General features: G+C 44.0%; 24 protein-coding genes and 2 tRNA genes. 13 read left to right on the forward strand and 13 right to left on the reverse strand.

What is annotated here, in order from left to right; all coding sequences use genetic code 11:
* Position 1 precedes the first annotated feature (1 nt).
* From argS to Q8P13_01290, 4 genes are all read left to right on the forward strand, one after another.
* Positions 2-1,630, forward strand: coding sequence for an arginine--tRNA ligase (argS, locus tag Q8P13_01275; GenBank protein ID MDP2671076.1), 1,629 nt, complete (start codon positions 2-4; stop codon positions 1,628-1,630).
* A 181-nt stretch (positions 1,631-1,811) separates the two neighbouring features.
* Positions 1,812-2,504, forward strand: coding sequence for a metallophosphoesterase (locus tag Q8P13_01280; GenBank protein ID MDP2671077.1), 693 nt, complete (start codon positions 1,812-1,814; stop codon positions 2,502-2,504).
* 24 nt (positions 2,505-2,528) lie between these two features.
* On the forward strand, positions 2,529-3,797 hold the full coding sequence (locus tag Q8P13_01285; GenBank protein ID MDP2671078.1) for a pitrilysin family protein: 1,269 nt from the start codon (positions 2,529-2,531) through the stop codon (positions 3,795-3,797).
* Positions 3,798-3,887: 90 nt separating this feature from the next.
* On the forward strand, positions 3,888-4,463 hold the full coding sequence (locus Q8P13_01290; protein MDP2671079.1) for a nucleoside-diphosphate kinase: 576 nt from the start codon (positions 3,888-3,890) through the stop codon (positions 4,461-4,463).
* Here the strand turns inward: Q8P13_01290 and Q8P13_01295 are convergent.
* The 5 genes from Q8P13_01295 to Q8P13_01315 form a co-directional block, all read right to left on the reverse strand.
* Entirely contained in the window at positions 4,460-5,044 is a 585-nt protein-coding gene (locus Q8P13_01295) for a prepilin-type N-terminal cleavage/methylation domain-containing protein (GenBank protein ID MDP2671080.1), read from the reverse strand. The genes Q8P13_01290 and Q8P13_01295 overlap by 4 nt on opposite strands.
* 124 nt (positions 5,045-5,168) lie before the next feature.
* Positions 5,169-5,612 carry an NUDIX domain-containing protein gene (locus Q8P13_01300; GenBank protein MDP2671081.1) on the reverse strand — a complete coding sequence of 148 codons (444 nt, stop codon included), beginning with the start codon at positions 5,610-5,612 and terminating at the stop codon, positions 5,169-5,171.
* A gap of 12 nt (positions 5,613-5,624) precedes the next feature.
* A tRNA-Arg gene (locus Q8P13_01305) sits at positions 5,625-5,700 on the reverse strand.
* 2 nt (positions 5,701-5,702) lie between these two features.
* Positions 5,703-5,999, reverse strand: a complete 297-nt coding sequence (locus Q8P13_01310; GenBank protein MDP2671082.1) for a DUF2584 family protein — start codon at positions 5,997-5,999, stop codon at positions 5,703-5,705.
* A 6-nt stretch (positions 6,000-6,005) separates the two neighbouring features.
* Positions 6,006-6,080 (reverse strand) — tRNA-Pro (locus Q8P13_01315).
* Between the two features lie 262 nt (positions 6,081-6,342).
* Here Q8P13_01315 and Q8P13_01320 point away from each other — a divergent pair.
* On the forward strand, positions 6,343-7,041 hold the full coding sequence (locus Q8P13_01320) for a sortase (protein MDP2671083.1): 699 nt from the start codon (positions 6,343-6,345) through the stop codon (positions 7,039-7,041).
* A 14-nt stretch (positions 7,042-7,055) separates the two neighbouring features.
* Here Q8P13_01320 and Q8P13_01325 read toward each other — a convergent pair whose 3' ends face one another.
* Positions 7,056-8,195 carry a PEGA domain-containing protein gene (locus Q8P13_01325; GenBank protein ID MDP2671084.1) on the reverse strand — a complete coding sequence of 380 codons (1,140 nt, stop codon included), beginning with the start codon at positions 8,193-8,195 and terminating at the stop codon, positions 7,056-7,058.
* Between the two features lie 133 nt (positions 8,196-8,328).
* Here Q8P13_01325 and Q8P13_01330 point away from each other — a divergent pair, with 133 nt between their 5' ends.
* From Q8P13_01330 to Q8P13_01355, 6 genes are all read left to right on the forward strand, one after another.
* Positions 8,329-9,333, forward strand: coding sequence for a rod shape-determining protein (locus Q8P13_01330; GenBank protein ID MDP2671085.1), 1,005 nt, complete (start codon positions 8,329-8,331; stop codon positions 9,331-9,333).
* Positions 9,334-9,478: 145 nt separating this feature from the next.
* Entirely contained in the window at positions 9,479-10,582 is a 1,104-nt protein-coding gene (locus Q8P13_01335) for a glycosyltransferase family 1 protein (protein ID MDP2671086.1), read from the forward strand.
* Positions 10,579-11,313, forward strand: a complete 735-nt coding sequence (locus Q8P13_01340) for a WecB/TagA/CpsF family glycosyltransferase (protein ID MDP2671087.1) — start codon at positions 10,579-10,581, stop codon at positions 11,311-11,313. Before Q8P13_01335 ends, Q8P13_01340 begins: the two co-directional genes overlap by 4 nt.
* Positions 11,314-11,909: 596 nt before the next feature.
* Positions 11,910-13,157 (forward strand): glycosyltransferase family 4 protein, encoded by a 1,248-nt coding sequence (locus Q8P13_01345; GenBank protein MDP2671088.1) that lies wholly within the window; start codon positions 11,910-11,912, stop codon positions 13,155-13,157.
* Positions 13,141-14,244 carry a glycosyltransferase gene (locus tag Q8P13_01350; GenBank protein MDP2671089.1) on the forward strand — a complete coding sequence of 368 codons (1,104 nt, stop codon included), beginning with the start codon at positions 13,141-13,143 and terminating at the stop codon, positions 14,242-14,244. Before Q8P13_01345 ends, Q8P13_01350 begins: the two co-directional genes overlap by 17 nt.
* A gap of 25 nt (positions 14,245-14,269) precedes the next feature.
* Positions 14,270-16,723, forward strand: coding sequence for a glycosyl transferase family 36 (locus Q8P13_01355; GenBank protein MDP2671090.1), 2,454 nt, complete (start codon positions 14,270-14,272; stop codon positions 16,721-16,723).
* 266 nt (positions 16,724-16,989) lie between these two features.
* Here the strand turns inward: Q8P13_01355 and Q8P13_01360 are convergent, their stop codons facing one another.
* The gene (locus Q8P13_01360) at positions 16,990-17,190 is read right to left on the reverse strand and encodes a helix-turn-helix domain-containing protein (protein ID MDP2671091.1); all 201 of its coding nucleotides are present in this window, start codon (positions 17,188-17,190) and stop codon (positions 16,990-16,992) included.
* A gap of 363 nt (positions 17,191-17,553) precedes the next feature.
* Between Q8P13_01360 and Q8P13_01365 the strand changes: the two genes are divergently transcribed.
* Both Q8P13_01365 and Q8P13_01370 read left to right on the forward strand, forming a co-directional pair.
* On the forward strand, positions 17,554-18,072 hold the full coding sequence (locus Q8P13_01365) for a hypothetical protein (GenBank protein MDP2671092.1): 519 nt from the start codon (positions 17,554-17,556) through the stop codon (positions 18,070-18,072).
* 246 nt (positions 18,073-18,318) lie between these two features.
* Entirely contained in the window at positions 18,319-18,927 is a 609-nt protein-coding gene (locus Q8P13_01370; GenBank protein ID MDP2671093.1) for a hypothetical protein, read from the forward strand.
* Between the two features lie 332 nt (positions 18,928-19,259).
* Here Q8P13_01370 and rplL read toward each other — a convergent pair whose 3' ends face one another.
* The 6 genes from rplL to Q8P13_01400 all read right to left on the reverse strand — a co-directional run bounded on the left by rplL (position 19,260) and on the right by Q8P13_01400 (position 25,045).
* Positions 19,260-19,631, reverse strand: coding sequence for a 50S ribosomal protein L7/L12 (rplL, locus tag Q8P13_01375; protein ID MDP2671094.1), 372 nt, complete (start codon positions 19,629-19,631; stop codon positions 19,260-19,262).
* A 318-nt stretch (positions 19,632-19,949) separates the two neighbouring features.
* Positions 19,950-20,504: a 50S ribosomal protein L10 gene (gene rplJ / locus Q8P13_01380; protein ID MDP2671095.1), complete on the reverse strand. Its 555-nt coding sequence runs from the start codon at positions 20,502-20,504 to the stop codon at positions 19,950-19,952.
* A 369-nt stretch (positions 20,505-20,873) separates the two neighbouring features.
* A complete protein-coding gene (locus Q8P13_01385) occupies positions 20,874-21,833 on the reverse strand; it encodes a hypothetical protein (protein MDP2671096.1) in 960 nt (319 codons plus the stop codon).
* Positions 21,826-23,457 (reverse strand): hypothetical protein, encoded by a 1,632-nt coding sequence (locus Q8P13_01390; protein ID MDP2671097.1) that lies wholly within the window; start codon positions 23,455-23,457, stop codon positions 21,826-21,828. The genes Q8P13_01385 and Q8P13_01390 overlap by 8 nt, the downstream gene beginning before the upstream one ends.
* 5 nt (positions 23,458-23,462) lie before the next feature.
* Positions 23,463-24,248: a hypothetical protein gene (locus Q8P13_01395; protein ID MDP2671098.1), complete on the reverse strand. Its 786-nt coding sequence runs from the start codon at positions 24,246-24,248 to the stop codon at positions 23,463-23,465.
* Positions 24,233-25,045 carry a hypothetical protein gene (locus Q8P13_01400; protein MDP2671099.1) on the reverse strand — a complete coding sequence of 271 codons (813 nt, stop codon included), beginning with the start codon at positions 25,043-25,045 and terminating at the stop codon, positions 24,233-24,235. Before Q8P13_01400 ends, Q8P13_01395 begins: the two co-directional genes overlap by 16 nt.
* Positions 25,046-25,161 lie beyond the last annotated feature (116 nt).

Genomic DNA, 25,161 nt, shown 5'->3' on the forward strand with positions numbered 1-25,161 from the left:
CTTGATTAAACAAGAAATAAGCTATTTATTGAAGCAAGCTCTTGAGCAAATTCCCTTGGAAAACAAAGATATTTCCACGGAGGTTTTCAAAGGAAAGTTCGGAGATTATTCGACTAATCTAGCCTTTAAGCTTGCTGAAGCTAACAATAGCAAAGATACTAGCGAGATTGCTAAAAAAATCGTGGCTGAGATAAAAAATAACAACCTTTTTGAAAAGGTCGAAATAGCCGCGCAAGGCTTTATTAACTTCTATTTAAGCCCTGAGTTTCTCCAAAAAGAGCTACAAATAATAACCGAAAAAAAAGAAAGCTTTTCGCGACTAGAAATTAATAAAGGAAAAAGTGCGCGAGTAGAATACATCTCGGCGAATCCAACTGGCCCGCTGCATTTGGGCAACGCCAGAGGAGGCCCTTTGGGTGATACTCTAGCCAATGTTTTGGCGGAATCTGGCTACCAGGTTTTAAGAGAGTACGTTCACAACGATATCGGAGGTCAAGTTGAAAGACTGGGCAGATCACTTTTTCACTATATAAAAATAGAACAAAATGTACAATCTGAGCTTCAGGAAGATGACTATAAAGGTGAGTATGTCAAGGAATTGGCAAAGGAAGCAAGCAAAAAAATTGCTCTGGAAAAACTTGCCAACGAAGAAGAGGCAGTCAGGGCTCTTTCTGACTTTGCTTTAAACAAACTTTTTGACGAAAATTTGCTCGTGGTCGAGGGGTTGGGGATTGAGATCGACAAGATCTTTAATGAAAGCGATTTTCTTATCAGCGGCGAAACTGAAAAGGTCATCAAAAAACTACAAGCTTTAGGTTTGACCCAGGAAAAGGAGGGGGCAGTTTGGTTTGCACCAAACGATGATTATTTAGAGGATCGAGAGGCAGTCTTGGTGAAAAGCGATGGCAAACCAACTTATTTTGCCAATGATATTGCCTATCACAACCTCAAGTTTAAAGATAAACCAGATTTGGTTATTGATATCTTTGGTAGTAACCACCACGGCCATGTGCCCAAACTACAAGCGGCAATCTCTGCTTTGGGATACGATTTAGCTAAATTTAGAGTCATTTTGTACCAGTATGTTCGATTAAAAAAAGGAGAGGCAGTTGTGAAAATGGCCAAGAGAACTGGTGATTATGTTACGGCGGAGGAGGTATTAAAAGAGGTAGGTAAGGATGCTTTTCGCTTCTTTCTCTTGCAGCGCAGCCCTGAAACACATATGGATTTTGATTTAGAGCTGGCCAAAAAAGAATCAGATGACAACCCAGTCTATTACATTCAATACGCCTATGCTCGTATGAGTAGTCTTATCGCCAAAGAAAATAGAGAAAAAGCGGTCAAAGTAGATCTAAAACTCATTAAAGAAGATCAAGAACTGGAACTGATCAAAAAACTAATTGAACTACCGGAGTTGGTCGAGACTATCTCAAAAAATTTTGCGGTTCACCAGCTGACGAACTATGCACTTGAACTGGCTGACTGTTTTAACCGCTTTTATGAGGCTTGTCGCGTCATTAGTGAGGACAAAGAAATGACTGACTCAAGGTTAAATTTGGTTTCTGCTGCTAAAATAACTCTGGGCAATACTCTACGCTTGTTGGGTATTTCAGCTCCAGAAAGGATGTAGTGCCAGAACAATTAAAACTTTCTTCTCCTTAACCGTAGTTCTAATATTTATTTTTGCTTTTTTGTCTTTATCCCTAAACAAGTTTGGTAAAGATTTTTTTCAAGAGCTTAGCAAAATAGAGACTAGCTCGAGGCTTTTGGGTTTGGAAAAAAATTCAGATTCAAGACAGCCTCAAGGCAAAATGATCAGTAAATTCGCGCTCTTCAGTGATACACATTCAGACTCAGAAAACACTGCAAAAGCTCTCGTGCAGGCTAAAGAGGAAGGAGCCGGGTACATCGTTCACAGCGGAGACTGGAGCAAAGTGGGGACTCTTGAAGAGCTTAAGGAGCAAAGGGAGCTATTGAGCAAAAGCAAGCTACCTTTTTGGGGAGTGCTTGGTGATCACGACCTTTGGCAATCAGGAACGGAGAACTTTAGAGAAGTCTTTGGTTACACTTACACAAGCTTTGACAAAAATGGGGTTCACCACATTCTTCTCGATAGTTCTGACACTAGTCTTGGCCTGGGTGAAAAACAACTCTCTTGGTTAGAAGAAGATTTAAAAGTTAACGCCGGCAAGATAACTTTTATTTTCATGCATTTGCCGCCCTATAATCCCTACAACGCTCGGACAATTTGGGAGAAGGGGGGTAGCAATAGCACTATCAAAGGTCAGGTTGATAAATTTCTGAAGCTTATAAAGGGAAAAGTGGCAGGAATTTTTTCTGGGGACCAGCATTTTTCTTCCAGCTACACAGAGCCTGCTAGCCATGTTAAAATAACCATCGTCGGTGCTGTTACGGGTGAAAGAAACTTACAGCAGCCGCGTTTTGATATCGTTGAAGTTTACGACTCAGGGGAATTTAGAGTCAGCGAAGAGATTATTAAATAGGTTTTGTTATTGATAAAGGTTCAAATGCAAGCAAAGGTAAAAAAACTAAGGAATAATTTGAGTTTGATGACGGTAAATCTACCTGCTTTTAAATCCGTTACCATCCTTGTTTTCGTTGCCACCGGATCTCGCTACGAGATAAAGAGAACCAATGGCATTGCTCATTTTGCGGAGCACATGTTTTTTAAAGGTACGAAGAAGCGACCAACGGCAGCAGATATTTCAGCCACTATCGATGGGATTGGTGGAGAGTTTAACGCCTTCACCTCAAAGGAATACACTGGCTACTATGTTAAGGGTTCCTCGCAGCATTTAGATCTGATCATGGACGTTTTGTCCGACATGCTTCTCAATTCAAAATTCGAACAGAAAGAGATTGATAAAGAACGTGGCGTTATCGGGGAAGAGCTGCGTATGTATCTGGACCAACCAATGCGCTACGTTGCGGAAATTTATGAAGAGCTTCTTTATGGGGACCAGCCTTTGGGTTGGGATACAGTTGGTACTCTGGAGTCTTTGACCAATATCAACCGAGATCAGTTTCTGGGTTACTTAGACGATTATTACCATCCGAACAACATGCTGGTTGTCATCGCCGGAGATATTACTGAGGAGAAAGCAGAAGCCCTGACCGATAAATATTTTGGTAGTTTGCAAGATAAAGAGACAAAAAAATTTCTTCCGGCCAAATTTTCACAAGCTCAGCCCGCAGTCCGGCTCTTTGAAAAAGACACGGAACAAGCCCATTTTTGTCTTGGGGTTCGTTCTTTGCCTTTGGGAAATCCAGATAGATACAAAATATCAGTTTTAAACACTGTTTTGGGAGCGGGAATGAGCAGCCGTCTTTTCCTTGAGGTCAGAGAGCGACGCGGTCTGGCCTATTACGTGCGTGGTAGTGTTGATGAGTACTTAGATGCAGGAGCAGTCACTTTTCAAGCCGGGGTCGAACCAAAGAAAATTGAGGAGGCAATCAAGGTTGTTTTGGCAGAGCTCAACAAAATAGCTGAGAAGGGGCTTTCTAGTGTAGAATTAAACAAAGCCAAAGAGTATATGAAAGGAAAACTTGTCCTTGGCTTGGAGGACTCAAGGGATGTGGCCATGATGTTTGGTCTGGAACAACTTCTGGAAAAGAAGACACGGACTCCGGAGAATATAGCTTCAGAAATTGATAAAGTAAGAGAGGAAGATGTTCAAGAAATGGCCAAGAATTTATTCAAAAACGAAGGCCTGAATTTAGCCGTAATTGGCCCTTTTAAAGACCAAGAAAATTTTGCTAGTATCACTAAACTTTAAAAATATCGTAAGAGCAACTAATAGAGAGCAAATTAGCAATTGTGCAAACTAATTGCTAGGTTAAAACTCAAACCTAGAAGGAGGTAAAAAGTGGAAAAAGTTGTTGTCATTATCAAACCAGATGGAGTCAAAAGAGCCCTAGTGGGTGAAATTATTGGCCGACTTGAAAAAGTTGGCCTGAAGATAGTTGCGATCAAGATGCTTTTGCCGGGTCGCGAGTTAGTAGAGAAGCATTATCCAGACAACCGAACTGAATTTTTGAAGGGAATGGGGGAGAAGACTCTCAAAATTTACGCTGATTTCGGCAAAGACCCGAAAGATGTTTTTGGCACAGTTGATCCTCTAGAAATCGGGAGAAAAATTAACACTTGGAATGCCGATTTCTTTACTTCTGGGCCAGTGGTGGCGATGCTGCTTTCGGGTCGTCATGCGGTCGAGAACGCACGAACCGTTGGTGGGGCGACGATGCCGATGGCCGCTATTCCGGGAACCATTAGAGGCGATTTTGCTAGTGATTCAGCTGCCTATGCCAACCCAGAAAAAAGAGCAGTCCAAAACTTAGTTCATATCTCTGGTTCAGCGCAAGAAGCAGAGTATGAGGAAGACATTTGGTTCAAAGAAGAGGAAAAAAACTCTTACAAAAGGGCCGATGAAGGCTTAGTTTAGTTAGTTGGGTCGACCTTGTAATTATAACCGGTTGTTCCACAGATAGTTACACTTGGATCCTGATAGTGGACATCACCGCTTGCTGGGGCGATTTCGAGACGTGCGTAGAGAGTAAAGGTTTGATTGGCACTAGCACTTTTGTAGCAATAGGTTGGCCAAGAATTCCTCGCCAGCGGATCCTTTGGCATGTCCGAGAGGTAAGTTTTACTCGTCCCGCCACTTATCGGAGTACAACTGAAAGCATTAACTTGTGTACTGTTGCTCCAAGTTACATTACCACTTACACAATTAAATCTAGTTCCCCCGGTGGTATCCGCAGGGTCGTTAGCCGGGTACTGGTTTCCGTCGGCATAATATTTCGCTAGTTCAGCTTGAATCACCTTTAAATCTGTAATTCTCTGAGTATCGCGGCCTTTTCTCTGAGCAGTTGTGTAAGAGGCTGCACCAAGAGAAATCAAAATAGCAATGATCGCAACTACGATCAGAAGCTCTATTAGAGTAAACCCTGACTGCGTCAGCGACTGCTTCGCTAATCGCGAAGTAAACCCTGCGGATTTATTTGACTTACTTTTTGGCAGCATACTTCTTTAATTAAAAGGCAAACTAGGTTTAAAGTCAACCTTCCTCGAAGAAATCTTCTTTAGCCACGAATTAAACAGGCAAGCTGACAAGAAATTGCGATCGAAAGCCAGTGTACTAGCTAAATTAACTTTTTTTCCAGTTTACCTCAGAGTAAAGTAATTTATCGAAATAAGCTTGTATACCTGTTTTTACCGCAGGTATAAGGTTGTTTGGAAGCTCATCTAAAGGAAACCAAGAAAGGTCGTCGCATTTATCAGGTTCTAAGTTTTTTGCTTCTCCCGACCAAGATTTTGCAAAAAAGAATATATCAAAACGTTCCTCATCACCGCTTAAACGGTGCATCAAATGATAGAAATCAAGATCTTTTTCTTTTATATCAACACCAATCTCTTCTTTAGCTTCCCGAACTGCTGCTTGAGTTGCTCTTTCACCTTGATCTACATGGCCGCCGATAAGGGTGTAGTTCCCATCCTCATAACCAGTTTTGTAGCGCCTTTGAAGGAGAACTTTGTTGTCTTGAATAAAAAGTAGATAAACGGCAGGAATAACTTTGTGATAGTCTTTCATATTTTGATCTATTGGCGGCCCCGAGAGGAGTCGAACCTCCAACCTCACCCTTAGGACGGGTTTGCTCTATCCATTGAGCTACAGGGCCAGTTAAAAATCTCCTTCTCTTATATAAGCCTTAGAAAAAATCTTGGATTCTACTTGAGTAAAAACCTTCAGAACCTGAACTTCTAAAGTAGTTTTGTTCTTTTCCAAAGTTAGTTTGTTAACTTTCAATTTTCCCAAGTAAAAATAGTCTTCATCACAAAACTCAATGGGTTTGTGGAGAGGAAAAAGTCTTTCACCAGACTTTTCTACCTTGAACTTTAAGCCTTTCCTGAGCTTCTTTTTATCAAGTTCCTTTCTATTCAACTTTAGGAGACTATTGAACTCTAATTGGTAACCCATTTTATTTGGTCGGGGTGACACGAATTGAACGTGCGACCTCTGCGTCCCGAACGCAGCGCTCTGCCCCTGAGCTACACCCCGAGGTAATCCGAGGGATCCAGGACCTTTTTTGATCAAGCTCTCAAAAAAGTCCTACACCCCGAATTTGTTAATGTCATTCTGAGGCAAAGCCGAAGAATCTCCTAGATTCTGAAACAAGTTCAGAATGACTTAATAAAGAGATTCTTCGCTTGTAGCTCAGGATGACAGAAATACTGTCAGTTCTTTGGAATTTTAGTCTAATTTGTGCTAGAATTCAAACGCTTTCGCGTTTTGCATTCATTAGGCGAAAGTCAAACCCACAATGGCAATTGGACACAAAAAACGCTTTTGGCTCTTTGTTTTTATACGAACTCTCGCTAACACACTGATCGTGGTGGGGGTAATTTTTAGTTTCATTGCTTTTTGGCCCTTTATCTCTTCTGAAATTCGTTACCGTTGGGATCAATGGCGAGATCAAAAGTACAGCATTGATACTGCGGCGGTCCCGAGTAGCGGTTTGGGAGGGCTTTTAGGCAAGCCGCCACCGATCAAGATCACCCCAGTCAACAAAGATTTCGGCATTATTATCGAAAAAATTCATGTTAACGCTCCTGTAATTACTGATGTTGACTCGACCAAGTACGCGGTTTATATCGACGCTCTCAATCGGGGAGTGGCCCATGCTCGCGGGACTGGAAAGCCTGGAGAGCCTACCAAAGAAGGCAACAACAACACCTTTCTTTTTGCTCATTCGGCAATAAATCCATTTTATGCCAAAAAATACAACGCTGTTTTTTACCTTCTGCGCAAAGTTGAAGTTGGGAACAGAATTGTGGTTTTTTACAAACAAAAAAGGTTTGACTATTTAGTTAAAGACAAACGGGTGGTGGAAGCCAGTGACGTGCGCTATTTGACCGAACCAAGCAAAAAACCCTTACTTACTCTCCAAACCTGTGACCCACCGGGTTCAAGCTTGCGGCGTTTGATCATTACCGCCGAGCCAGACCCAAAAACTACATAAAGTTAAAAAAACCTTTAGTGGAGGTCAATTGAATAGAGATTCGGTTGCTTGGCGATTGACGAGTTTAGACTGGTACTTATTATTAATTTCGAGCCGTTGGGCCAGGCAAAAACGGCCTCTAGATCAAAATTACCAGTATAAATTGTTGCTTGGTTGGATCCGTCAGATTCAATCAGACTGATTGAGGCTTTGCTGATCAAAATTAAGTGGTGGCTGTCATGACCGGACTGAGTTTCTTCCGGGTACCATAAATAAGAATCAGCTTTCGGTAAATTATAAATCTTAGCCTTATCGTCGAAACCAACGTAAGGTTTGGAGTCATAAACTAAGGCAGTGCCGTCCTTTTTTACGATCAAAACTCGCTCTTCGTCAGGAGAGAAAGAAACTGTCTTGGCTCCTTCGGAGAGTTTTTTGGCTTGACTACCGATGTGATTAAAGCGATCGCTAGTCTTTAAGGTAGAGTCTTGCAACCAACCTTTTTTGAGTTCGGATACTTTAGCACTAATATCGGTAAACTGCTTATTTTCACTGCTGGCATCGAGAAGAAAATTTTTCTCGACTTCAGCTACTTTTAAGGTTACCAAAACAGACTTTGAATCTGGGATCCACTGATATTCGGCCGAAGAAAATTTAAAAGTGCTTGAATCTTGCGCGATCAGTTTGGGTTCTTTCGAAAAGAACAAGGGTCGGTCGGAAAGATCAAGCACCCAAAGGCCTTCTTTGTCAGCGGAGTTGACCGCATAGACCAGCTTTTGGTTGTCCGGGGAGATTTTTGGCCCAAGGACTCCGGTGAAAGTAACTGCTTTCAAATTTGGGGCTGCTGGGAAAAGAAGAGCTTCTAGTGGTGTGACCAAACCGGCTCGGACTTCGACCTCCTTTTGCCAATCAATAAAACCACTCTTTTTGAGAGTGATTTTGTACTTTCCGGGGTGTAGGTTGGTGAGGTTTACATCAGTAGCTTGTTTGGGACTTTTTTCACCGTCAATGAGAACAGCTGCACCTTTGGGGGTGGTAGTGATTTGAATGATACCGGTGCCATCGATAGATCTATTTTTAAAATCAATTCGATAGCCCTTAGCATAAAGATAAGCAGCGGTTGTCACCGAAAGGGCAATAACTATCAATAGGGCCAAACCCAAAAATCTTTTTAGCATTTGAGTCTAAGTTTATCACAAGGGTGGATTCTATCCAATCAAGTAAGGTTTTGATCGTTTTAGGTAAATTTGGATCTAGTAGAGGAAAAAAGTCTTTTACAACCAAGGCGAAAAAAGTTAATATGGTTGGGCAATGTTTTCCAAGCGAATTGGTATTGATCTCGGTACAGCCAACTGTCTAGTCTATCTGGAAGGCTCTGGGGTGGTTCTCAACGAACCAACAGTTGTTGCGGTCAGTACAGAAGAAGGGGAAGTTTTGGCAGTCGGCAACGAGGCCAAAGAGATGCTCGGCAGGACTCCAGAGGGCATTGCTGCCTCACGTCCAATGCGAGACGGGGTCATTGCTGACTACTTGGTAACAGAAGCAATGCTGCGTTATTTTATCGACAAAGTTTGTGGTCGATCTAGGCTCTTTAAACCCGAAGTAATGATTTGTGTTCCTGCCGGTGTTACTTCTGTCGAACGTAGAGCAGTTTTGGATGCGACTCTCTCTGCCGGAGCCAAAACCGCTTATCTCATCGACGAACCTTTAGCAGCCGCGATTGGCGCCAAAATTCCGATCTCTCTTCCGAGTGGAAACATGATTGTTGATATTGGAGGAGGTTCAACTGAAGTAGCGGTTATTTCTCTGGGAGGGGTCGTAGTTCACAATTCAGCCCGAGTCGCCGGAAACAAAATCGATGAAGCAATCTCCCAGTATACTCGGCGCAAGTACAACCTTATTATCGGAGAACGTAGTGCAGAAGACATCAAACTGACAATTGCTAGTGCAAAAGTGGTTGACGAAGAAACGAGCATGGATGTGCGGGGTAGAGACAGCATTACCGGTCTACCGAGAACGATTGAACTGTCTTCAAAGGAGGTCACGGAGGCGATAAAAGTTCCTTTGAGCCAGATTCTTGACGCCATAAAGCAAGTGCTCGAGCAGACTCCACCTGAGTTGGCTGCGGATATCATTGAAAAAGGGGTGGTCATGAGTGGGGGGACGTCACTGCTCAAAAACTTAGACAAACTCTTTACCGACGTCCTTGGGGTACCCTGTCATATCGCCGATGAGCCTCTGCTTTGTGTTGTTCATGGAACTGGTTTGGCTTTGGAGAATATTGATTTGTACAAAAGAAGTATTATTAGAAGGTAGGAAACTAATTAAGAATGGAGAATTTTGTTTTAGTCGTTAATACACCATCATTAGTAGTTTACTATTGTACTTATATCGACCAAAAAGTTGTTTCTGAAAAACTTAAAAATTTATATTACGGTCGATATTTTCATTCACTAGGTTCATGAAAATTGGTATTGATGCTTCCAGAATCTCAATTGACGAAAAGTCAGGCACAGAAAACTATAGTTTAAACCTGATCAAGGCTTTGGCCAAGATTGATTCCAAAAATCACTATCAACTTTACTTCAACCATGACCCAAAGTTTTTTGAGCTACCAGAAACAAACTTTGCGAGCAAAATCATACCGGCCCGAAAGTTCTGGACTCAAGGACGTCTGGCTGCAGAGCTCGTCCTAAATCCAGTTGACCTGCTTTTTGTTCCAGCCCATACGATCCCAATCCTACGTCGCCCGGGCTTAAAAACCGTGGTCACGATCCACGACCTTGGCGCTGAGTATTTAGCCGCCTACCACAAGTTTCCCGATCGGATTTATTTAAATTGGTCGACTGCTTTTGTAGCCAACTATGCGAGCCACATTATTGCCGTCTCAGAAGCGACGAAAAAAGATTTAGTCAGAGAATTTAAAGTAAAAGAGGAACGTATTAGTGTCGTTTATGAGGGTGTTGATCGGAATTTTTTTAAAAAATCTCAACCAGAGCAAGTAGACCAAGTGCGAAAAAAATATGGTTTGAAAAAACCTTATTTTCTTTTCGTCGGTACGATTCAGCCTAGAAAAAATCTTTTCAACCTTATCCAAGCTTTTTCTGAGGCCAGGGTTGAGGCGGACTTGGTCATAGCTGGAAAGCCAGGCTGGTTGTTTAAAGAAATTTATGAAGCTCCAAAAAAATTTGGAATTGAAGAGAAGGTTAAATTCCTTGGTTTTACCCCAACAGAGGACTTACCGGCGCTTTATTCTGGTGCACTAAGCTTTGTCTTTCCATCACTCTACGAAGGCTTTGGTTTGCCACTTTTGGAGGCGATGGCCTGTGCTTGTCCGGTTCTAACGTCCAACCAGTCAAGCTTACCTGAAGTAGTCGGCAGGGCTGGTTTACTTGTTAATCCTAGGTCAAGCAAAGAAATTGCCCAGGCAATAGAAAAGCTCTTCAAAGACAAGCACTTGCGAGAGTCTTTGAGTCAAAAAGGTCAAGAAAGAACCCAAAATTTTTCTTGGGAAAAAACCGCCCGAGAAACGCTTGCAGTCCTTGAGAAAGTAGGGGAGTCGTGAAAAAAGAAGTTTTGGGGGTAGAAGTGAGTGACATCAGTCAAGCCGAAGCTTTGGTTCAGGTCAAGGACTTGATTGATCGAGGTGAGAAGGGCTATATTGTCACCCCCAATCCAGAAATGATTTTGGAGGCAAGGGTGGATAGTGAGTTTAGGAACAATTTAAATTCTGCTTTTCTCTCCCTTCCCGACGGCTTCTATTTGTTTCAGGCGGCAAAACTTCTTGGCAAAAATTTGCGTGAGGTGATCACCGGGGTAGACTTTACTTATTCTTTGGCCGCTCTAGCGGAAGAACACGGTTACAGGGTTTTTCTTTTAGGAGGTAAAGAAGGTGTAGCCCAAAAAGCAAAAGAAAACCTGCAAAAACTTTTTCCTAGGATCAACATTGTTGGCGCTTTTTCTGGAGGATTGCTAGAGAAAAATGAAGAAGAAATTCGGCAAAATGTTCAGAAAGAATCAATTGATATCTTAGTAGTTGCCTTTGGATATAAGAAACAAGAAGCGTGGATTGTTAGGAATTTGCCAAAGTTAGATACAAAAGTCGCGATTGGAGTGGGTGGAGCTTTGGACTATATTTCCGGAGAAGTAAATCGTGCCCCAGTTTGGATGAGAAAGATTGGTTTGGAGTGGTTTTACCGTTTGTTACATCAGCCAATCCGGATCAAACGCCAGATTAAACTACCCCTCTTTGTTTACCTCGTTTTAAAAGAAAAATTTTCGAAAAGAGCTAATTAGCAATACTTTAACCAAAGGAAAAGCCCCTGTCGGGGCAACTTTTCTTTTCGGCCCCGACAGGGGCCAAGGTTCATGAGGACATTTAGTCCTTTCTCCCGTCTCGCTTCTTAAAGCGGACGAGACGGTTCGGGCGCTGAGACCCCACCAAGTGGGCGGGGATTTATTTCTGAACCAGAGTTATTTTGACCCTGATTCGTGAGGCAGACAGAAAGACACAACTAAACAAATTTATCTCTAAAGAGGGCTGACTAACTCGACAGTGGAGTCGAGGATTTCGGCTCTTGTAAACAGGACAGGTTGTTAAAGTGCAGCTTTAGCCAAAATCCTTATGGAGGGCAGAAGGATTTTAGGTTCAATGTTAAACTGCTGCAAGCAGCCGTGGCTAGGAGGAGCAGTTTTCTGACCCGCCATTTTGCAGGGCTCACCTCACATTAGCGGGCTAGACAGTTAATTTTCCTGGCATTAAGCACAGAGTACTAGCTGTCTATATCAAAGTATTTCACAAAATTCTTGAACTGTCAATAGTAAAAACTAGCGTCAAAGAACCGAAAAAATTTGACCAAGCGGGGTAACTGCAATATAATACGACCCACTTTATGAAATCAAAACTTGACCAGAGAATTGAACTTACCCAACCGAAGGTAAGGTCCATTTATCTTTCTACTTACATACCACAGAAATGTGGCATTGCTACTTATACGAAAGACCTAACCAACGCTATCAACGTTCTTAACCCCTACAACCTTGCCGAAATCATGGCGGTTTCCGACAACGGTTATGACTACCCCTGGGAGGTCAAGTTTCGGATTAGCCAGGCAAAGAAAGAGGATTACCTTGCTGCGGCTGATTACATCAACAAATCTTCAGCTGAAATCTTTTGTCTTCAACACGAGTATGGGATTTTCGGAGGCAAAGATGGTGAGCTAGTTTTAGAGCTCTTAAAGAGAATCAAGAAGCCGGTAGTTACTACTTTCCACACGGTTTTAAAAAGTCCTAGTCCCTCACAAAAGAAAATTCTCAAGGCAGTTGCCGCTAGATCAAATGTAGTGGTTGTCATGATCGATACTATGGTTGATAGACTGACGAGCCTTTACGATATCCCGAGCGAAAAAATTGTCGTTATTCCCCATGGCGTACCGGATATACCTTACGGGCCAACACAATTTTACAAAAAGGAATTGGGCTTGGAAAATAAATTTGTTGTTTCAGTCAACAATTTGCTGGCTGACAACAAAGGCTTTGAGTACTTAATCGAGGCCATAGGAAAGGTTAAGGACAAAATTCCAGAAATACAAACAATTATTATTGGCGAGACACACCCAATTGTGAAAAAGTTTGAAGGGGAAAAGTACCGCAATTTTTTGGAGAGTAAAGTGAAACAGTTGAAACTGGAAAATTACGTCAAGTTTATCAACCGTTACGTTAGTCTAGAAGAGCTACTTAGCTATTTAAGAGCAACAGATGTTTACGTCACCCCTTACCTAGACTCTCAGGCGGCTGCAAGTGGGGCTTTGTCCTATGCGGTTGGGGCGGGAAAAGCCTGTATTTCAACACCATATATTTTTGCTAAAGAGGTGCTCAAGGACGACCGTGGTGTTTTGGTTCCTTTCAAAAACTCAGACAAAGTTGCCGCCGCCTTGTTAAAGATTTACCGTGAGCCCAAATTCCGCGCTTCCATTGAAACAAAATCTTACCAGCACGGTCGGACGATGATCTGGCCGGCAGTTGCTTTGCGTTACCTTGATCTTTACCGCCTTGTTCTTGGAGAGTCAGCTGCTGCCACAGCAAGAAGAGTGCTGACCAATATCATCAGTCCAATCTATTCTCGTGACAAACAAAACTAATTTTCCTTTAAACAAAGAAAAACTCTCAAACTCCTACAATTTTTTGGTCAAATTGACCAATCAGATTGGGATTATCCAACACACCAAGTACGGGGTTCAAGATCGAAAAAATGGTTACAGTTTGGATGACAACGCCCGGGCGATTATTGTCTGTTTGCAATGGTACAAACAGACCAAAAGCAAAAAAGCTCTGGATTTGGTCGCTACTTATCTAGCCTGGCTTTTTCATGCCAAAACTGATGAAGGCTTTTTCTACAATTTTTCCAGCTTTGACAATCAGTTTAAAGAAGTTTTTAGTGAAGACGGTTTTGGCCGGGCCTTTTGGTCTTTGGGACAGGCTTACCAGGCCAAGGCGCGAAATGATATTACTTCAACTGCCAAGACTCTCATCGATGAAATCAAAGGCAATCTAGATACACTTATATCTCCTCGGGCGATTGCTTATTGTATTTTGGGGCTGGTTAGTCTAGCCGAGGCCGAGAAGAAGAACCCAGAATGGAGTAGTTACTTGGAGAAACTGACTCGCAAACTAGTCAACTCTTACAAAAAAACCGAAAGCAAAGACTGGCATTGGTTTGAAGAGATCATTGCCTATTCTAACCATTTGTTGCCACTCTCACTTTTTGAAGCCTATTTAATTTTAGAAAAGAAAGAGTTTTTGGAGATTGCGACCAAAAGTCTTGAGTTTTTGGAAATAAATAGCGCTCTGGACGGGTTTCCTTCACCGGTGGGAAACCATGGTTGGTTGAAGAAGGGGCAGGAAAGGGCGGTTTTTGACCAACAGTCAATTGAAGCTTCTGAGGCGGTCTTGTGTTTTTTGAGCGCCTATAGGGTCAGCAAAGAAATAGGTTACCTGGAAAAAGCTCTTTCTTGGTTCAACTGGTACCACGGAAACAATATCAAAAAACTGTCTTTGATCAACAAGCAGACGGGTGGTTGCTTTGATAGTTTGATGAGCCAAGGTGTCAATGAAAACCAAGGGGCGGAATCAATCATTGCTTATCTCATGGCCGCTCTCGCGCTCTTAGATTTGAAGAAAAACCAAGAAAAAACCTTGCTTTCGCAAAGTTTGATCTTGTCATCTTAGGTCCCTTTCAAGGATAATATTGTTAATGCTGCCCCCAAACTCCAATACCAAATACGGACATTTTTCTCCAGACGGAAGAGAATACATCATTACTCGTCCCGACACCCCTAGACCTTGGATCAATATTCTGACCAACGGCCGCTATACGAGCTTGGTTTCTCACACCGGCGGAGGTTACAGTTTTCTTGACGAGCCAGTCTACAACCGGATTACTCGTGGTGTTCCCGGTGAACAAATCCTTCAAGACCGGCCGGGGCGCTATCTTTACGTTCGTGACAACGATTCTGGAGAATATTGGAGTATCAACTGGCAGCCGGTAATGGCGAAGCCGGAGTTTTGGGAAGCAAGAATTGGTTTGGGCTACAACAAAATCGTTTCTCTCAACCGCGGTATTCAAGGAGAAGTGACTTTTTTCGTTCCGGAAGGAATAAAGGCCGAGGTTTGGATGGTTAAGATCAAAAACACTACCGAGAGGGTGCGCAATCTTTCAGTCACTTCTTACGTTGAGTGGGTCTTGGGAAACTACATGAAGGATCTTTATGACCGTGTCTTCGACTCACTCTTTAATGATGCTTATTTTGAAGACAACACGGTTTTTGCTACCAAACGTCGTTGGGAGAGGCCGGACAAACCTGGTCTTCCCTGGAATCTGGTTGCCTACATGAGCGGGGATCTCGATTTTGAATGTTATGACTGTGTAAAGGAAAACTTTATTGGTCAGTACCGCTACCTCTCAAATCCAATAGCAGTTGAAAAAGGAGAGTGCCAGAATGCTTATGGAGAAAGCGAGGACGCCATTGGCTCACTGACCAAAATACTGACCCTTAAACCCAAAGAAGAGATCAGTTTTAATATTTTTGTTGGTGTCGAGCAGACAAAGAAAGAAGCCAAAAAAACGATAAAATTTCTTTCGAAAAAGGAAAATGTAATCAGAAAATTTAATGAAAGAGGGGTTTGGTGGGACAAATATCTTGATAAATTTGTGGTTGAAACCCCAGACCCTGATTTCAATTTATCCGTCAACATTTGGAACAAGTACCAGTCCTGGATTACCGCCAACTTAGGAGAAATGACTTCTTATTATCATGGCGGTGGTGATTTTGGTTTTCGCGATGAAGCCCAACATTTGTTTGGAGTTTTGCCTTTCAACCAAGATTTTGCCAAGGAATGGACCAAAAAACTTCTCGAGCACCAGGGCAGTGATGGTAAGGTCGCCCACAACTGGAACCTGACCACTGGGAAAGCAGTTGTGACTGACCACTCAGACGACCCACAGTGGTTGGTGATGGCGGTTTTGAACTTTATAAAGGAAACCGGAGAGACGCAGTTTCTTGAAGAAAGAGTTAATTTTTTGGACAAAGGAGCTGCCTCAGTCCTTGACCATCTCACTTTGGCCTTGGACTACACTCTTTATCACGTCAGTCCGAACGGAATACCTTTGCGCCGAACCGCGGATTGGAACGATGCTTTGGCAGGAGGGCACCTGGGTAAAGGGGAATCGCTGATGGTAGCGAACCAAGTGGCGAGCAATATTCTTGAACTCTTACCAATTTTGGACAAAATGGGCAAAAAAGCCAAGGCCAGAGTTTACGTCAACATTTACGATCACCTCAAAAAAACTATCAATGAACAGTACTGGGATGGGGAGTGGTATGTTCGGGCTACGGATGACGAAGGAAACTTCATTGGCAGTCAAAAAAATAAAGAAGGCAAGATTCATATCAACGGCCAAACCTGGCCTGTCATCAGTCACATTGCCAGCGGGGACCGAGCCGAAGAAGCAATGAACTCTTTGTGGAAGCATTTGCAAACTGAGTACGGGGCTTTGAGCTTTACACCAGCCTATACAAAAATGAACTCTGCTTTGGGAATCATTTCTCAATTTGCCCCAGGAACGAAAGAAAACGCAACAATTTTTTCTCATCCGAACGCCTGGGTCGTGATTGCCGAGGCGATTCTTGGTCGGGGAGACAAGGCCTACGAGGCTTGGAAGAGGAGCTCTTTTTTGACCCGCTCGAAGCAACCGGACATTTACAAAGTTGAGCCCTATGTTTATGCAGAGTTTAGCTACGGTCCACAGAACCCCCATTTTGGGCAGGGAAAATACTCCTGGATGACTGGTTCGGCGGCTTGGTTTTTGAGAGCTTGTACTGACTGGATTTTGGGAGTTCGGCCCACGGTTGATGGTTTAATCGTTGATCCTTGTATTCCCAAAAGCTGGCAGAGATTCAAGGTAAAGAGGGAGTTCCGTGGCGCAGTTTACAATATTTCAGTCAACAATGAGGCAGGGGTTTTCAAAGGAGTCAAGGAAATCAAAGTCGATGGGAAACTTTTGAAGGAAAAGATACTACCAGTTTTTAAGTCCGGGCAACACAACATCGAAGTCAAAATGGGAGAAGTAAATACTTTCAAAACTGTTCTAGAACAGTCTTCAAAAGCTAATAGTCGAACGGCAAAACAAATCAAGGTGAAAAGCTAGGTTAGAGACTGCTTCTAAACAACCTCATGTTTCATCTCACCCAAAAGCCAAAGAACCCCATCCTTTTTAAGTTTTCGAGTTTACGAGAAAACGCAAGAAAGCAAGAAGATTTGATTAGTTAATTTAGACAGTTTCCCTTTTCATTTCCCCTAATAACCAAAGCACAGCGTCTTCCTTAAGATTCGAGCAAAGCGAGAAGCGCAAGAAAGATCCAATATTTCTTACTTTTCGGACGAAGTGAGAAATGAAAAAGTGGGAAAGGCCAATTAAACGGTCTCGCGCTTCATCTCTCCGAGCAACCACAAAACCGCGTCTTTCTTATAACGTCGGTCCCCACGGGCATTGATTCTAATCGCGGGAAGCTTACCTCTTTTTCCCCAGCGCTTGATAGTCAGCGGGGAGACTCTCAAAAAGTTAGCCACTTCTTTTACAGTCAAAAGTTCTGGAAGATCATCACCTAAAGACATAAATTTATCCTAATATCCTTTCTGAGCAAGGTTCAAGTCGTTCCGACTAAGACCCTCAAATACTAAACTTAGTATGCATAGACCTACTTTAAATAAACAAAATGCCTATAAAAGATATCAGACTAAAAATTAAGATGTCAAGTGGCAAATCAGATACTGGCGGTAACATATACTAGTGTATCAGAAAAAGTACTTTACAGCGGTGGGCCTTTTAGACTCAAACCCTCTCAAAGTCCCATAGTAGTTGACTTTTAGCTTCATTTGTGCTATCATAAATATCCTTTTCGCACGCAGCAATTTGGCTGCATTTTTTGTGTTTTGTGGCTAAATTCTTGCTTGCGGGGAGTAGTAGGAGGGACAGCTATGGGCGATCACACGCCAATCTCATTGGATCAGGGACCAGAGGTGCCCAGTTGGGTACCGAAGGCAATCCTGACCCTAGTCATTGCGGTGGTCATTCTGGGTGGTATGTTCGCTGCCGGTTGGTTCGCTCACCGTGAGGTTAGCGCCGACGGTACGAAGGACCCGCAGCGTGACTTGATCGTACGGCTCGATCGCAACCGGCTCGGTTTGGTCAACTGGTCCGATGGATTTCAGGTGTGCGTCACTCTCTTGAAGAGTGATTTCACTCCTGAGGATCCGGTAGCCTGTGTCGACACTGACCAAGTCCTGAACTACACGGACTACGACTATGGACCTTCGGCCCTTCCGAGTCTCGGAGAGCTCTACGACATCCACAAAGTCGATGACCTTGGAGTTCAGAGTGGTTTGGTCTTTTACCTTCCAGGCAAAGGTCCGAACCCATTACCGACACCGACCAGTGCCGCTGAGCCGAGCCCAACACCTGGAGTGAATGTTCCCACAGCCACTCCAACCAAGTAACGGAAATCCCTCCCCGCACGTCAAGACCGCCGGGGTGCCTATTGGAACCAGTTTCCTCTAAAGGCACCCCGGCACTCCCATTTTTAGACCCCAAATTTAGTTAAAACAAACAAATTTCTTTACAAGTAAAGTAAAATACTTAAGCTATCCAGCACACGCGTTCGTTCTCCCAAACAACGAGAGGCTTGGGAAGAGCACTCTCAAAGGCGTGGGGGCGACAAAGACCGCTGGGGCAAGGAGAGAATCATGGACTGGGCAGATGGGCTCAACATAGGCCTTTTCAGTGGCCTCGCTTTTGGGATTCTCCTGACAGCGTTTATCTGGTGGAGAATTGAGTCCTCCAATGACAAGATAAGAAAAGGAGAAAAATTCCGCGCTGCTGAGCCCTTTCTTAAGAAAGAGTACTACCACGTGGCCTACCGGGCTTTCTCGGAATTTGACCGGCTTGGCTGGAAACGAGGTTGCCAGACCTGGGTCGGCTTTGTCACCTTTTTCAAGGCCGATAGGTTCCACAGGAACCCGCACATCGTCGAGCTCTTGGAAGAGGTCCACACCAAATTGGCAGCCGAGTTTCACGGTCGGGTGATGTTTGCTGGATGGGATGTGGTTTCCAACCAGTATCTCATCTACCCAAAGTGGACTTTTGAACTCTACGACAAGAAAGGAAAGCTGATAGCGCCGCAAGTTCGGAGCGACGTTGCCTACGCGAGAGAAGTCGATCACAACTCAGCTCAGCAGGAAGCTTGGCAGAACATGGTGCTAGCTCGAAACAACGCTGAGTCTGTGAAGATCTTCTACCCGGATGGAGAAATCTTCAGAATCCTTAACCGTCCGGAATTTCTACGAGCCAAGTAACATTGGTGAGGAGAACTTCGACCGCAAGGTCAGAGGCTTCCCCTCCTCGCCAAACCACCTTTTTAAACCTAATTTTCTATTTCCGAAGAAAATATATAAATATTGCTGTAAAGTTTATCAGCCTCGAATTGTGGCCTATATAATAGTAACCCTCAATATCCTTGTTATAGCCTCGGCTTTCCCAACAAAAAACCCCGGTTGCCCGGGGTCTTCTGTTGTCATTCTGAGCTATTAGCGAAGAATCTCGAGATCCTTCGTTTCACTCAGGATGACAGGTTTAGTTCAGCTCCGCTGAACGCAGGATCTTTTTTGATATAGCTCTCAAAAAAGTCCTATTTAAGTTCTACTTTAGCTCCAGCTGCTTCCAGCTTACCTTTAGCTTCGTTGGCAGCTTCTTTCCCAGCTCCCTCAAGAACTGGTTTTGGTGCGCTGTCTACCAAAGCTTTTGCTTCAGCTAGACCCAGAGTCGGGACGATTTCACGGACTGCTTTGATGACGCTGATTTTGTTTGCACCAGCATCCGCCAAAACTACGTTGAAGCTGGTCTGACCTTCGTCAGCGGCTTCGCCAGCCTCAGCTCCGCCAGCGGCAGGAGCTGCAGCGACAGCCATCGGAGCAGCGGCGGTGACGCCAAAGCGTTCCTCCAGTGCTTTAACTAAATCAGCTAGTTCGAGAACAGTCATGGTCTCGATGTCCTTGATGATTTTTTCAAGCTTGGCACTGACTGGTTTGGCTTCTTTCTTTGGCTCTTCTTTAGGTGTTTCCTCTTTAACTTCGGCCGCTACCTCTTTTACCTCTTCTTTGACTTCCTCTTTAGTCTCTTCAACAACTTCTTTCACTTCCTCAGCCGCCTCTTTTGCTTCCTGCGCAGCTTCGGTAGCTTCAGCTGCAGCATCTTCAGCCTTGTCAGCAGCTTCGGTAGCTTCGGCAGCTGCTTCCTCTACTTTTTTCTCATCGTCGTTCATTAGTTAGCACCCCCTTTCACATGAATTATGAATTCAGAATTTAGAATCAAGAAATTTTTAAGCATTGGTACTGCCCTTACTCTTTCCAATTTGATCCAAGGTGTAAACAAGATTGCGAAGGTTTGCGTTCAGTACTCTAACCACACCGTAGAGTGGGGAAGATATACCCCCAACCACTTGCCCAAGCAGGACTTCTTTGCTTGGAAGTTTGGCTAGTTCCATGATTTTTTCTTTGGAATAGGCTTCCTTGTTCAAAAAGCCGATTTTTATTTTTGGAATCTCAGTACCTTTGATAAAAGTTGCCAAAGCTTTGATTGGGCTGACCTGATCTTCATAGGCAAAAATAGCTGCAGTTGGTCCGGTCAGATCCTGCGCCGGGACTTCGTAGCCTGCTTTTTTGGCAGCAATTGAAAGTAAGGTGTTTTTGGCAACCAACATCTCAGCCTTGTCAGCCTTGAGTTTGCCTTTGAGCTCGGTCGCACCAGCTACCGAAAGACCACGAAAGTCAGTCAAAAGCAAAGCCTGAGCTTGGTTCATTTTTTCAACTAGGCTCGCAACTTCCTCTTCTTTTTTTATTCTTGATGCGGATTTTTTCTTTTCTTCGTTTTCCATAGATAATAGATATTTGTCATTCTGAGGCAAAGCCGAAGAATCTCCTAGATTCTGAAACAAGTTCAGGATGACTTAATAAAGAGATCCTTCGCCCAACACTTCAGGATGACAGTCAAAAAAACAAAAAACTCGCCGAAGCGAGGTACATTAGATCTAAGATTTAAGATGCAAGATTGAAGATAGACTCTTAAGACGCTTGCGACGCAGAGCGCAAAGCGATCTAATTCTGCATTCTGAATTCTTAATTCAAACGATGCCTCGGCTAGGTTTATCTCGTCCGCCTGCTTCGCGAAGCGAATCAAGGCGAGACTGGACTAGCTGTCTTCGGTACGTGGGCGAGTATATGTTAAGCACAAAAATTTGTCAAGATTAAAGTTCTTCTTCCGCTTTTTGGAAATCCTCTCGGAGGCGCTCAAGAGGTTGGTTATTTCTAACGTCTGTTTCCAGTCTTGCCTCCAAATTTTCCAGAGTTTCTTCGAAGCGGTTGCGCCGAGTTTTACCTTGGGAGAGAAAGCCGAAAGCAAGAACTAGGAAGACCACCAAGAGCAAGATCAAAAGGGTGATAATAATGACGAAAATAAGTAAGAAGAGGAAGGAAATCTGTTTATCAATCGTTAGGTTGACTTTGATATCCGCCTTGAAATTTACTTCCGGGCTGCTAGTGCTACCACCACCGCTTGATGGGCAAGCACTGCCCGAACAAGCCTTTTTGACCTCAAAGCTGAGTCCCTGACTATTGACACTATCGGAAAGACCAACGCGGCTGAGGTTGGCGTAAACTGAGTTAGAGCCTATTTTGTAGCCAGAAGTGATGACAAACTGCCATTTACCACTAGCTCCAATCTTGGCGTTATAAACTCGCGTGCCATTGAGAAAAAGGTTGACTGTTGAGCCCGGCGCACCCTGCCCGCTGACCGTGACTGACTCCCCACTAGTTAGACTGCTACGCGAAAGAGCGATCGTCGGGGGTAAATGGATATTGCTGACCGGGGTATCAAAATGGTTGGCGAGACTGACATCTTTGATCGTTGTCAGGGGAGTAGCCCGGCCCGCGCTGTCGGTTTGGTAAAGAGAAAAGGTATGAAGGCCGGGGTCAGAGACAATTTTTTTGCTGAAAGTTCCAGCCGAGCTAGCCTGCACTGTTCCGATGACCGAGCCACCTTCCTTGATGGTGACCAAAGCTTTGGGAGCAGCAAAACCAGAGAAGGTCGCGCTTGTCCCGGCAACATTGGCAGTGATGGTGTTCTGCGCAGCAGAGACCGAACTTGTTGAAACAAAGAAAGAAACAAGGGCAGGGAAAACTATTAAAATAGCTTTGAATTTAGTCAAGTTCTTCTTCAGCTTCTTCAAACTCCTTTTCGACTTTGCTGAGAGTTTTTTTGTTGACCTTTTCGGCACTTAAGTCTTTTTCGACCTTTTCTTCAAGTTCGACTAGAAGTTCTTTGAGCTTGCGGCGGAAGAGGGCAAAGCGGAAAAGGATAAAGAAAGTTACTAAAAGCAAAAGCAAGATTAAAACGATGAACAAAACCAAAAGTAGCCAGCTTGGAATAGTTAAGCCGAAGATAATGTAGGCTCTTGGATCCATTTCAAAGTTGATCACTTCAGATTTTGGCGAGTTGATATTGTCCGGATTGGTCGCCAGGGCGTAAATCTCGTGCTTGCCGGCGCGCAGCAGTTCTTTGTAAGTAAATTCAAACTGACCGGTGCTATCAGCTTTGACACTAGCAATCTCCACCCCGTCCAAAAAGATCTTAACTTGATAACCAGGGAAGGAGTGCCCTTTGATGAAAAGACTGTTGGCGTAGGGGATGATGCTACCGCCCGCAGGCTGCTCAATTTTGGGGGCGGGAATATCTTTGACACTGAGATCAACACTGCCGGTTCTTTCGTTGCCCGCTTGGTCGAGGGCTTTAACAAAGACAGTGTGGGCACCGGAGGCGATCGAAGGAATTTTGTAAGGGTTTTTTACCTTGATCCAGTCTCCCGCATCAAGCCTAAGTTCATAGTGGTCAACTCCCGAAGTAGCGTCCGTGGTTGAGAAGGCAATGATCGGACGGGTCTCGGCGTCTTTTTTTGGATCAGCTTCAGGACTGAAGGCCCTTGGTGGAGTTGAGTCAATCTGAAGTCGGTAATGAGTAGTTCCGCTCCACTGACTGCTACCCTTGACCCGGACATGGAAATACCAAACCCCATCAGCCAGACCCTCGTAGGTTTTCTCTTTGCCTGAGCCTTCTGAGACTTGATCTGGGGTGGTTGATGACTTGTGGTCGAGGGAATAGCTGAACTGCGTTCCTGAACCACTCCAAGAGAGTTTGGCGGTCTTTTCTTTGTACCAGCGATCTTGGTTGGGGTGGGTGCTCGAAGTGATTTGTGGGGCGGCGGTTGGGGGTGGTTGGATAGTAAAGGTGGCTGTCCCTCGACTTCCGAGGATATTGGTTCCGGCTCCGTCGTTGGCCAAAACTTTTGAATTTGAACCAACAAAGACCTTCGCAATTCCCGGAGAGTTTCCTTTGACTGTAATTGCGCCAATGTAGCCAACTGAACCTTTAAAGCCAGGAGTGGGTAGCCCGCATTGAAAGTGTGCTGAGGTAGGGCTGTAGCTGGGTGGGCTGGGGTAGAGAATACAGATTGAGCCACCGACAGAAAGGCCAGTGACCGTCAGATTGCTTACTCCTAAATAAACGTCATAAGTATTTGACGCTTGGCTTGTGGACACGTAAATCAAAACACTGAATTTATTACCCACGTTTTGAGTTCCCGAGGAAGGGGAAAGGAAAAGAGAGGCGCTTGCTGCTTGTACCGGTGCAGCTAGAAGAAAGATTGTAGTTGGAAGGTTAATCAGAACGATGAAAAGCAATTTGGAAAAGAGACTGAAGAGATGCAAGACGAATGACGAATGACGAATAGAATCGGTTTTTCCTTCCCTATTAATCTTAAATCTTAAATCTGACATCTTTTTTATCCTGTCCAATCAAAGAGCATGATGCTGAAGTCGATTAGACCCACTTTACCGTCGTCGTTGGTATCGGCCGCGGCGTTGCTCGTATTCCAGTAATAAAGCAGAATCGAAAAATCAGTCAAATTGACGTGGCTGTCACAGTTTAAATCGCTGCGTTTGCAACTGGTTACGGTTAGGGTTTTGGTTGAGCTGTTGACTGAGTCACTCAAACCAGAGCGGGTTAAATAAGCATAGATTGTGTTGCTCCCGACGCTGTAGCCAGAGCTGAGGTTAAACTGCCAGTCGCTTCCGGAGGCGACGGTTCCACTAAACTTTTGGGTTCCATTCAGAAAAACGTGAATTGTTGAGCCAGCTGCCCCCCGGCCGAGAATCTTCGTCGTTTCCCCTTTGTTGATTGAGCTTTTGGAAAGGGCGATGGTCGGAGCAAGGTGAATATCGGCTACAGCAGTATTGAGATGGGCACTGGCAGTCACCCCACTGAGGCTTGTGTCCGGAGTAGTCCGGCCCGAAGTATCAGTCTGTCGTAGAGTAAAGTCGTGACTGCCGGGGTTTGTAGTGATTTGTTTACTAAAGAGACTGCTGCCATTAGCGGTAGTAGTTCCTACGGTAGTGCCAGATTCTTTGATCGTGACTGTGGCGGAAGCTGAGGCATAGCCGGAAAAGGTTATTGTTGTTTCCGGAACGGTTGAGGTCACGTTGACGTTGGCAGCCGCCACTGGCTTAACCAGGCTAAAAAGAAGACTGACTCCAAAAATTAAGTAAAGAAAAACTAATTTTTTGACCATTTTCCTCTCAGTTTTAATAAAGCTAGAAGAACAAAGATCAAGGTTACAAAACCAGCTAGACCAAAGAGCCAAGGCCGTACCCAAAAAGAGGCGTGTTCTGTAGAGGGTAGTTTTTTGTCGGCATAAAGCAGAGTCGGAAAAGCCTGGTAAAAACCGGGACTTAAACTAGGACGAGCCAGCGAAAAAGTTTTTTCCTGCCCAGCTTTGAGAGTGAGAGATTCCAACTTAACTTCTTTGCTGGGACCGAAAAGTTTTTTTATTTCCAAAAGAAGCTGAAAATTGGTGCTTTGGGTACCTGGATTGGCTACCGAAACAGTAATCTTCTTCTCATCACCTTCAACCTTTGAAACTGAAAGCTTCTCTTCAACGCTGCCAAGGATTCTGATCGTAAAATCGACCTGCTTCGCTTCGTTGAGGCTGCCGATGAGCAGAGCTCCATAGTAGTCACCCGGACGGATTTCATCTGGTGGACTCAGCTCAATGGTTACCAGGTCGGTTCCGAAAGGTTCAAGCAAAACTGTTTTGGGGTTGACTGAGGCAAAATCAATGCTGTGTTTGGTGAGGAGAGTAGAATTCAGAGTTTCGTTTTTAGGCAGTTGATAGCCAAGCCAAGTGAGAGTGAAAGATTTGCTTTGGGCAGTGAGGTTTCTGAGCAAGAGCTGGTTTTCTACGCTAGTAGCGACATTGGTTTTGAGAGAAAATTCTTTCGGTTCAGTCTCAAAGCTAGCCGCCAGGGCTTTTCCAGGAAGGAAGAGGCAGATACTTGCAAAAATTGTGCTGAGCAGTAAATATTTCATTTTTTCCAAAGCAAAGTTAAGGCCGCTTTAGCCTCTAAATTTGATTATAGACGCAAACTCTTTGAGCAGCAAGGAAATTGACAAAGTAAGAGAGTCTATTTGATAATTAGGGTACC

Source organism: bacterium, from assembly GCA_030704665.1.
In the GTDB taxonomy this organism is placed as follows: domain Bacteria; phylum Patescibacteriota; class Microgenomatia; order Woykebacterales; family RBG-16-39-9b; genus JAUYID01.

Excerpts from the sequence above, each read along its gene's own strand:
- Q8P13_01280 (MDP2671077.1), top strand. The coding sequence starts at position 1,812 with ATGATCAGTAAATTCGCGCTCTTCAGTGATACACATTCAGACTCAGAA.
- Q8P13_01285 (MDP2671078.1), top strand. The coding sequence starts at position 2,529 with ATGCAAGCAAAGGTAAAAAAACTAAGGAATAATTTGAGTTTGATGACG.
- Q8P13_01295 (MDP2671080.1), bottom strand. The coding sequence starts at position 5,044 with ATGCTGCCAAAAAGTAAGTCAAATAAATCCGCAGGGTTTACTTCGCGA.
- Q8P13_01300 (MDP2671081.1), bottom strand. The coding sequence starts at position 5,612 with ATGAAAGACTATCACAAAGTTATTCCTGCCGTTTATCTACTTTTTATT.
- Q8P13_01310 (MDP2671082.1), bottom strand. The coding sequence starts at position 5,999 with ATGGGTTACCAATTAGAGTTCAATAGTCTCCTAAAGTTGAATAGAAAG.
- Q8P13_01320 (MDP2671083.1), top strand. The coding sequence starts at position 6,343 with ATGGCAATTGGACACAAAAAACGCTTTTGGCTCTTTGTTTTTATACGA.
- Q8P13_01325 (MDP2671084.1), bottom strand. The coding sequence starts at position 8,195 with ATGCTAAAAAGATTTTTGGGTTTGGCCCTATTGATAGTTATTGCCCTT.
- Q8P13_01330 (MDP2671085.1), top strand. The coding sequence starts at position 8,329 with ATGTTTTCCAAGCGAATTGGTATTGATCTCGGTACAGCCAACTGTCTA.
- Q8P13_01335 (MDP2671086.1), top strand. The coding sequence starts at position 9,479 with ATGAAAATTGGTATTGATGCTTCCAGAATCTCAATTGACGAAAAGTCA.
- Q8P13_01345 (MDP2671088.1), top strand. The coding sequence starts at position 11,910 with ATGAAATCAAAACTTGACCAGAGAATTGAACTTACCCAACCGAAGGTA.
- Q8P13_01355 (MDP2671090.1), top strand. The coding sequence starts at position 14,270 with ATGCTGCCCCCAAACTCCAATACCAAATACGGACATTTTTCTCCAGAC.
- Q8P13_01360 (MDP2671091.1), bottom strand. The coding sequence starts at position 17,190 with ATGTCTTTAGGTGATGATCTTCCAGAACTTTTGACTGTAAAAGAAGTG.
- Q8P13_01365 (MDP2671092.1), top strand. The coding sequence starts at position 17,554 with ATGGGCGATCACACGCCAATCTCATTGGATCAGGGACCAGAGGTGCCC.
- Q8P13_01370 (MDP2671093.1), top strand. The coding sequence starts at position 18,319 with ATGGACTGGGCAGATGGGCTCAACATAGGCCTTTTCAGTGGCCTCGCT.
- rplJ (MDP2671095.1), bottom strand. The coding sequence starts at position 20,504 with ATGGAAAACGAAGAAAAGAAAAAATCCGCATCAAGAATAAAAAAAGAA.
- Q8P13_01390 (MDP2671097.1), bottom strand. The coding sequence starts at position 23,457 with ATGTCAGATTTAAGATTTAAGATTAATAGGGAAGGAAAAACCGATTCT.
- Q8P13_01395 (MDP2671098.1), bottom strand. The coding sequence starts at position 24,248 with ATGGTCAAAAAATTAGTTTTTCTTTACTTAATTTTTGGAGTCAGTCTT.
- Q8P13_01400 (MDP2671099.1), bottom strand. The coding sequence starts at position 25,045 with ATGAAATATTTACTGCTCAGCACAATTTTTGCAAGTATCTGCCTCTTC.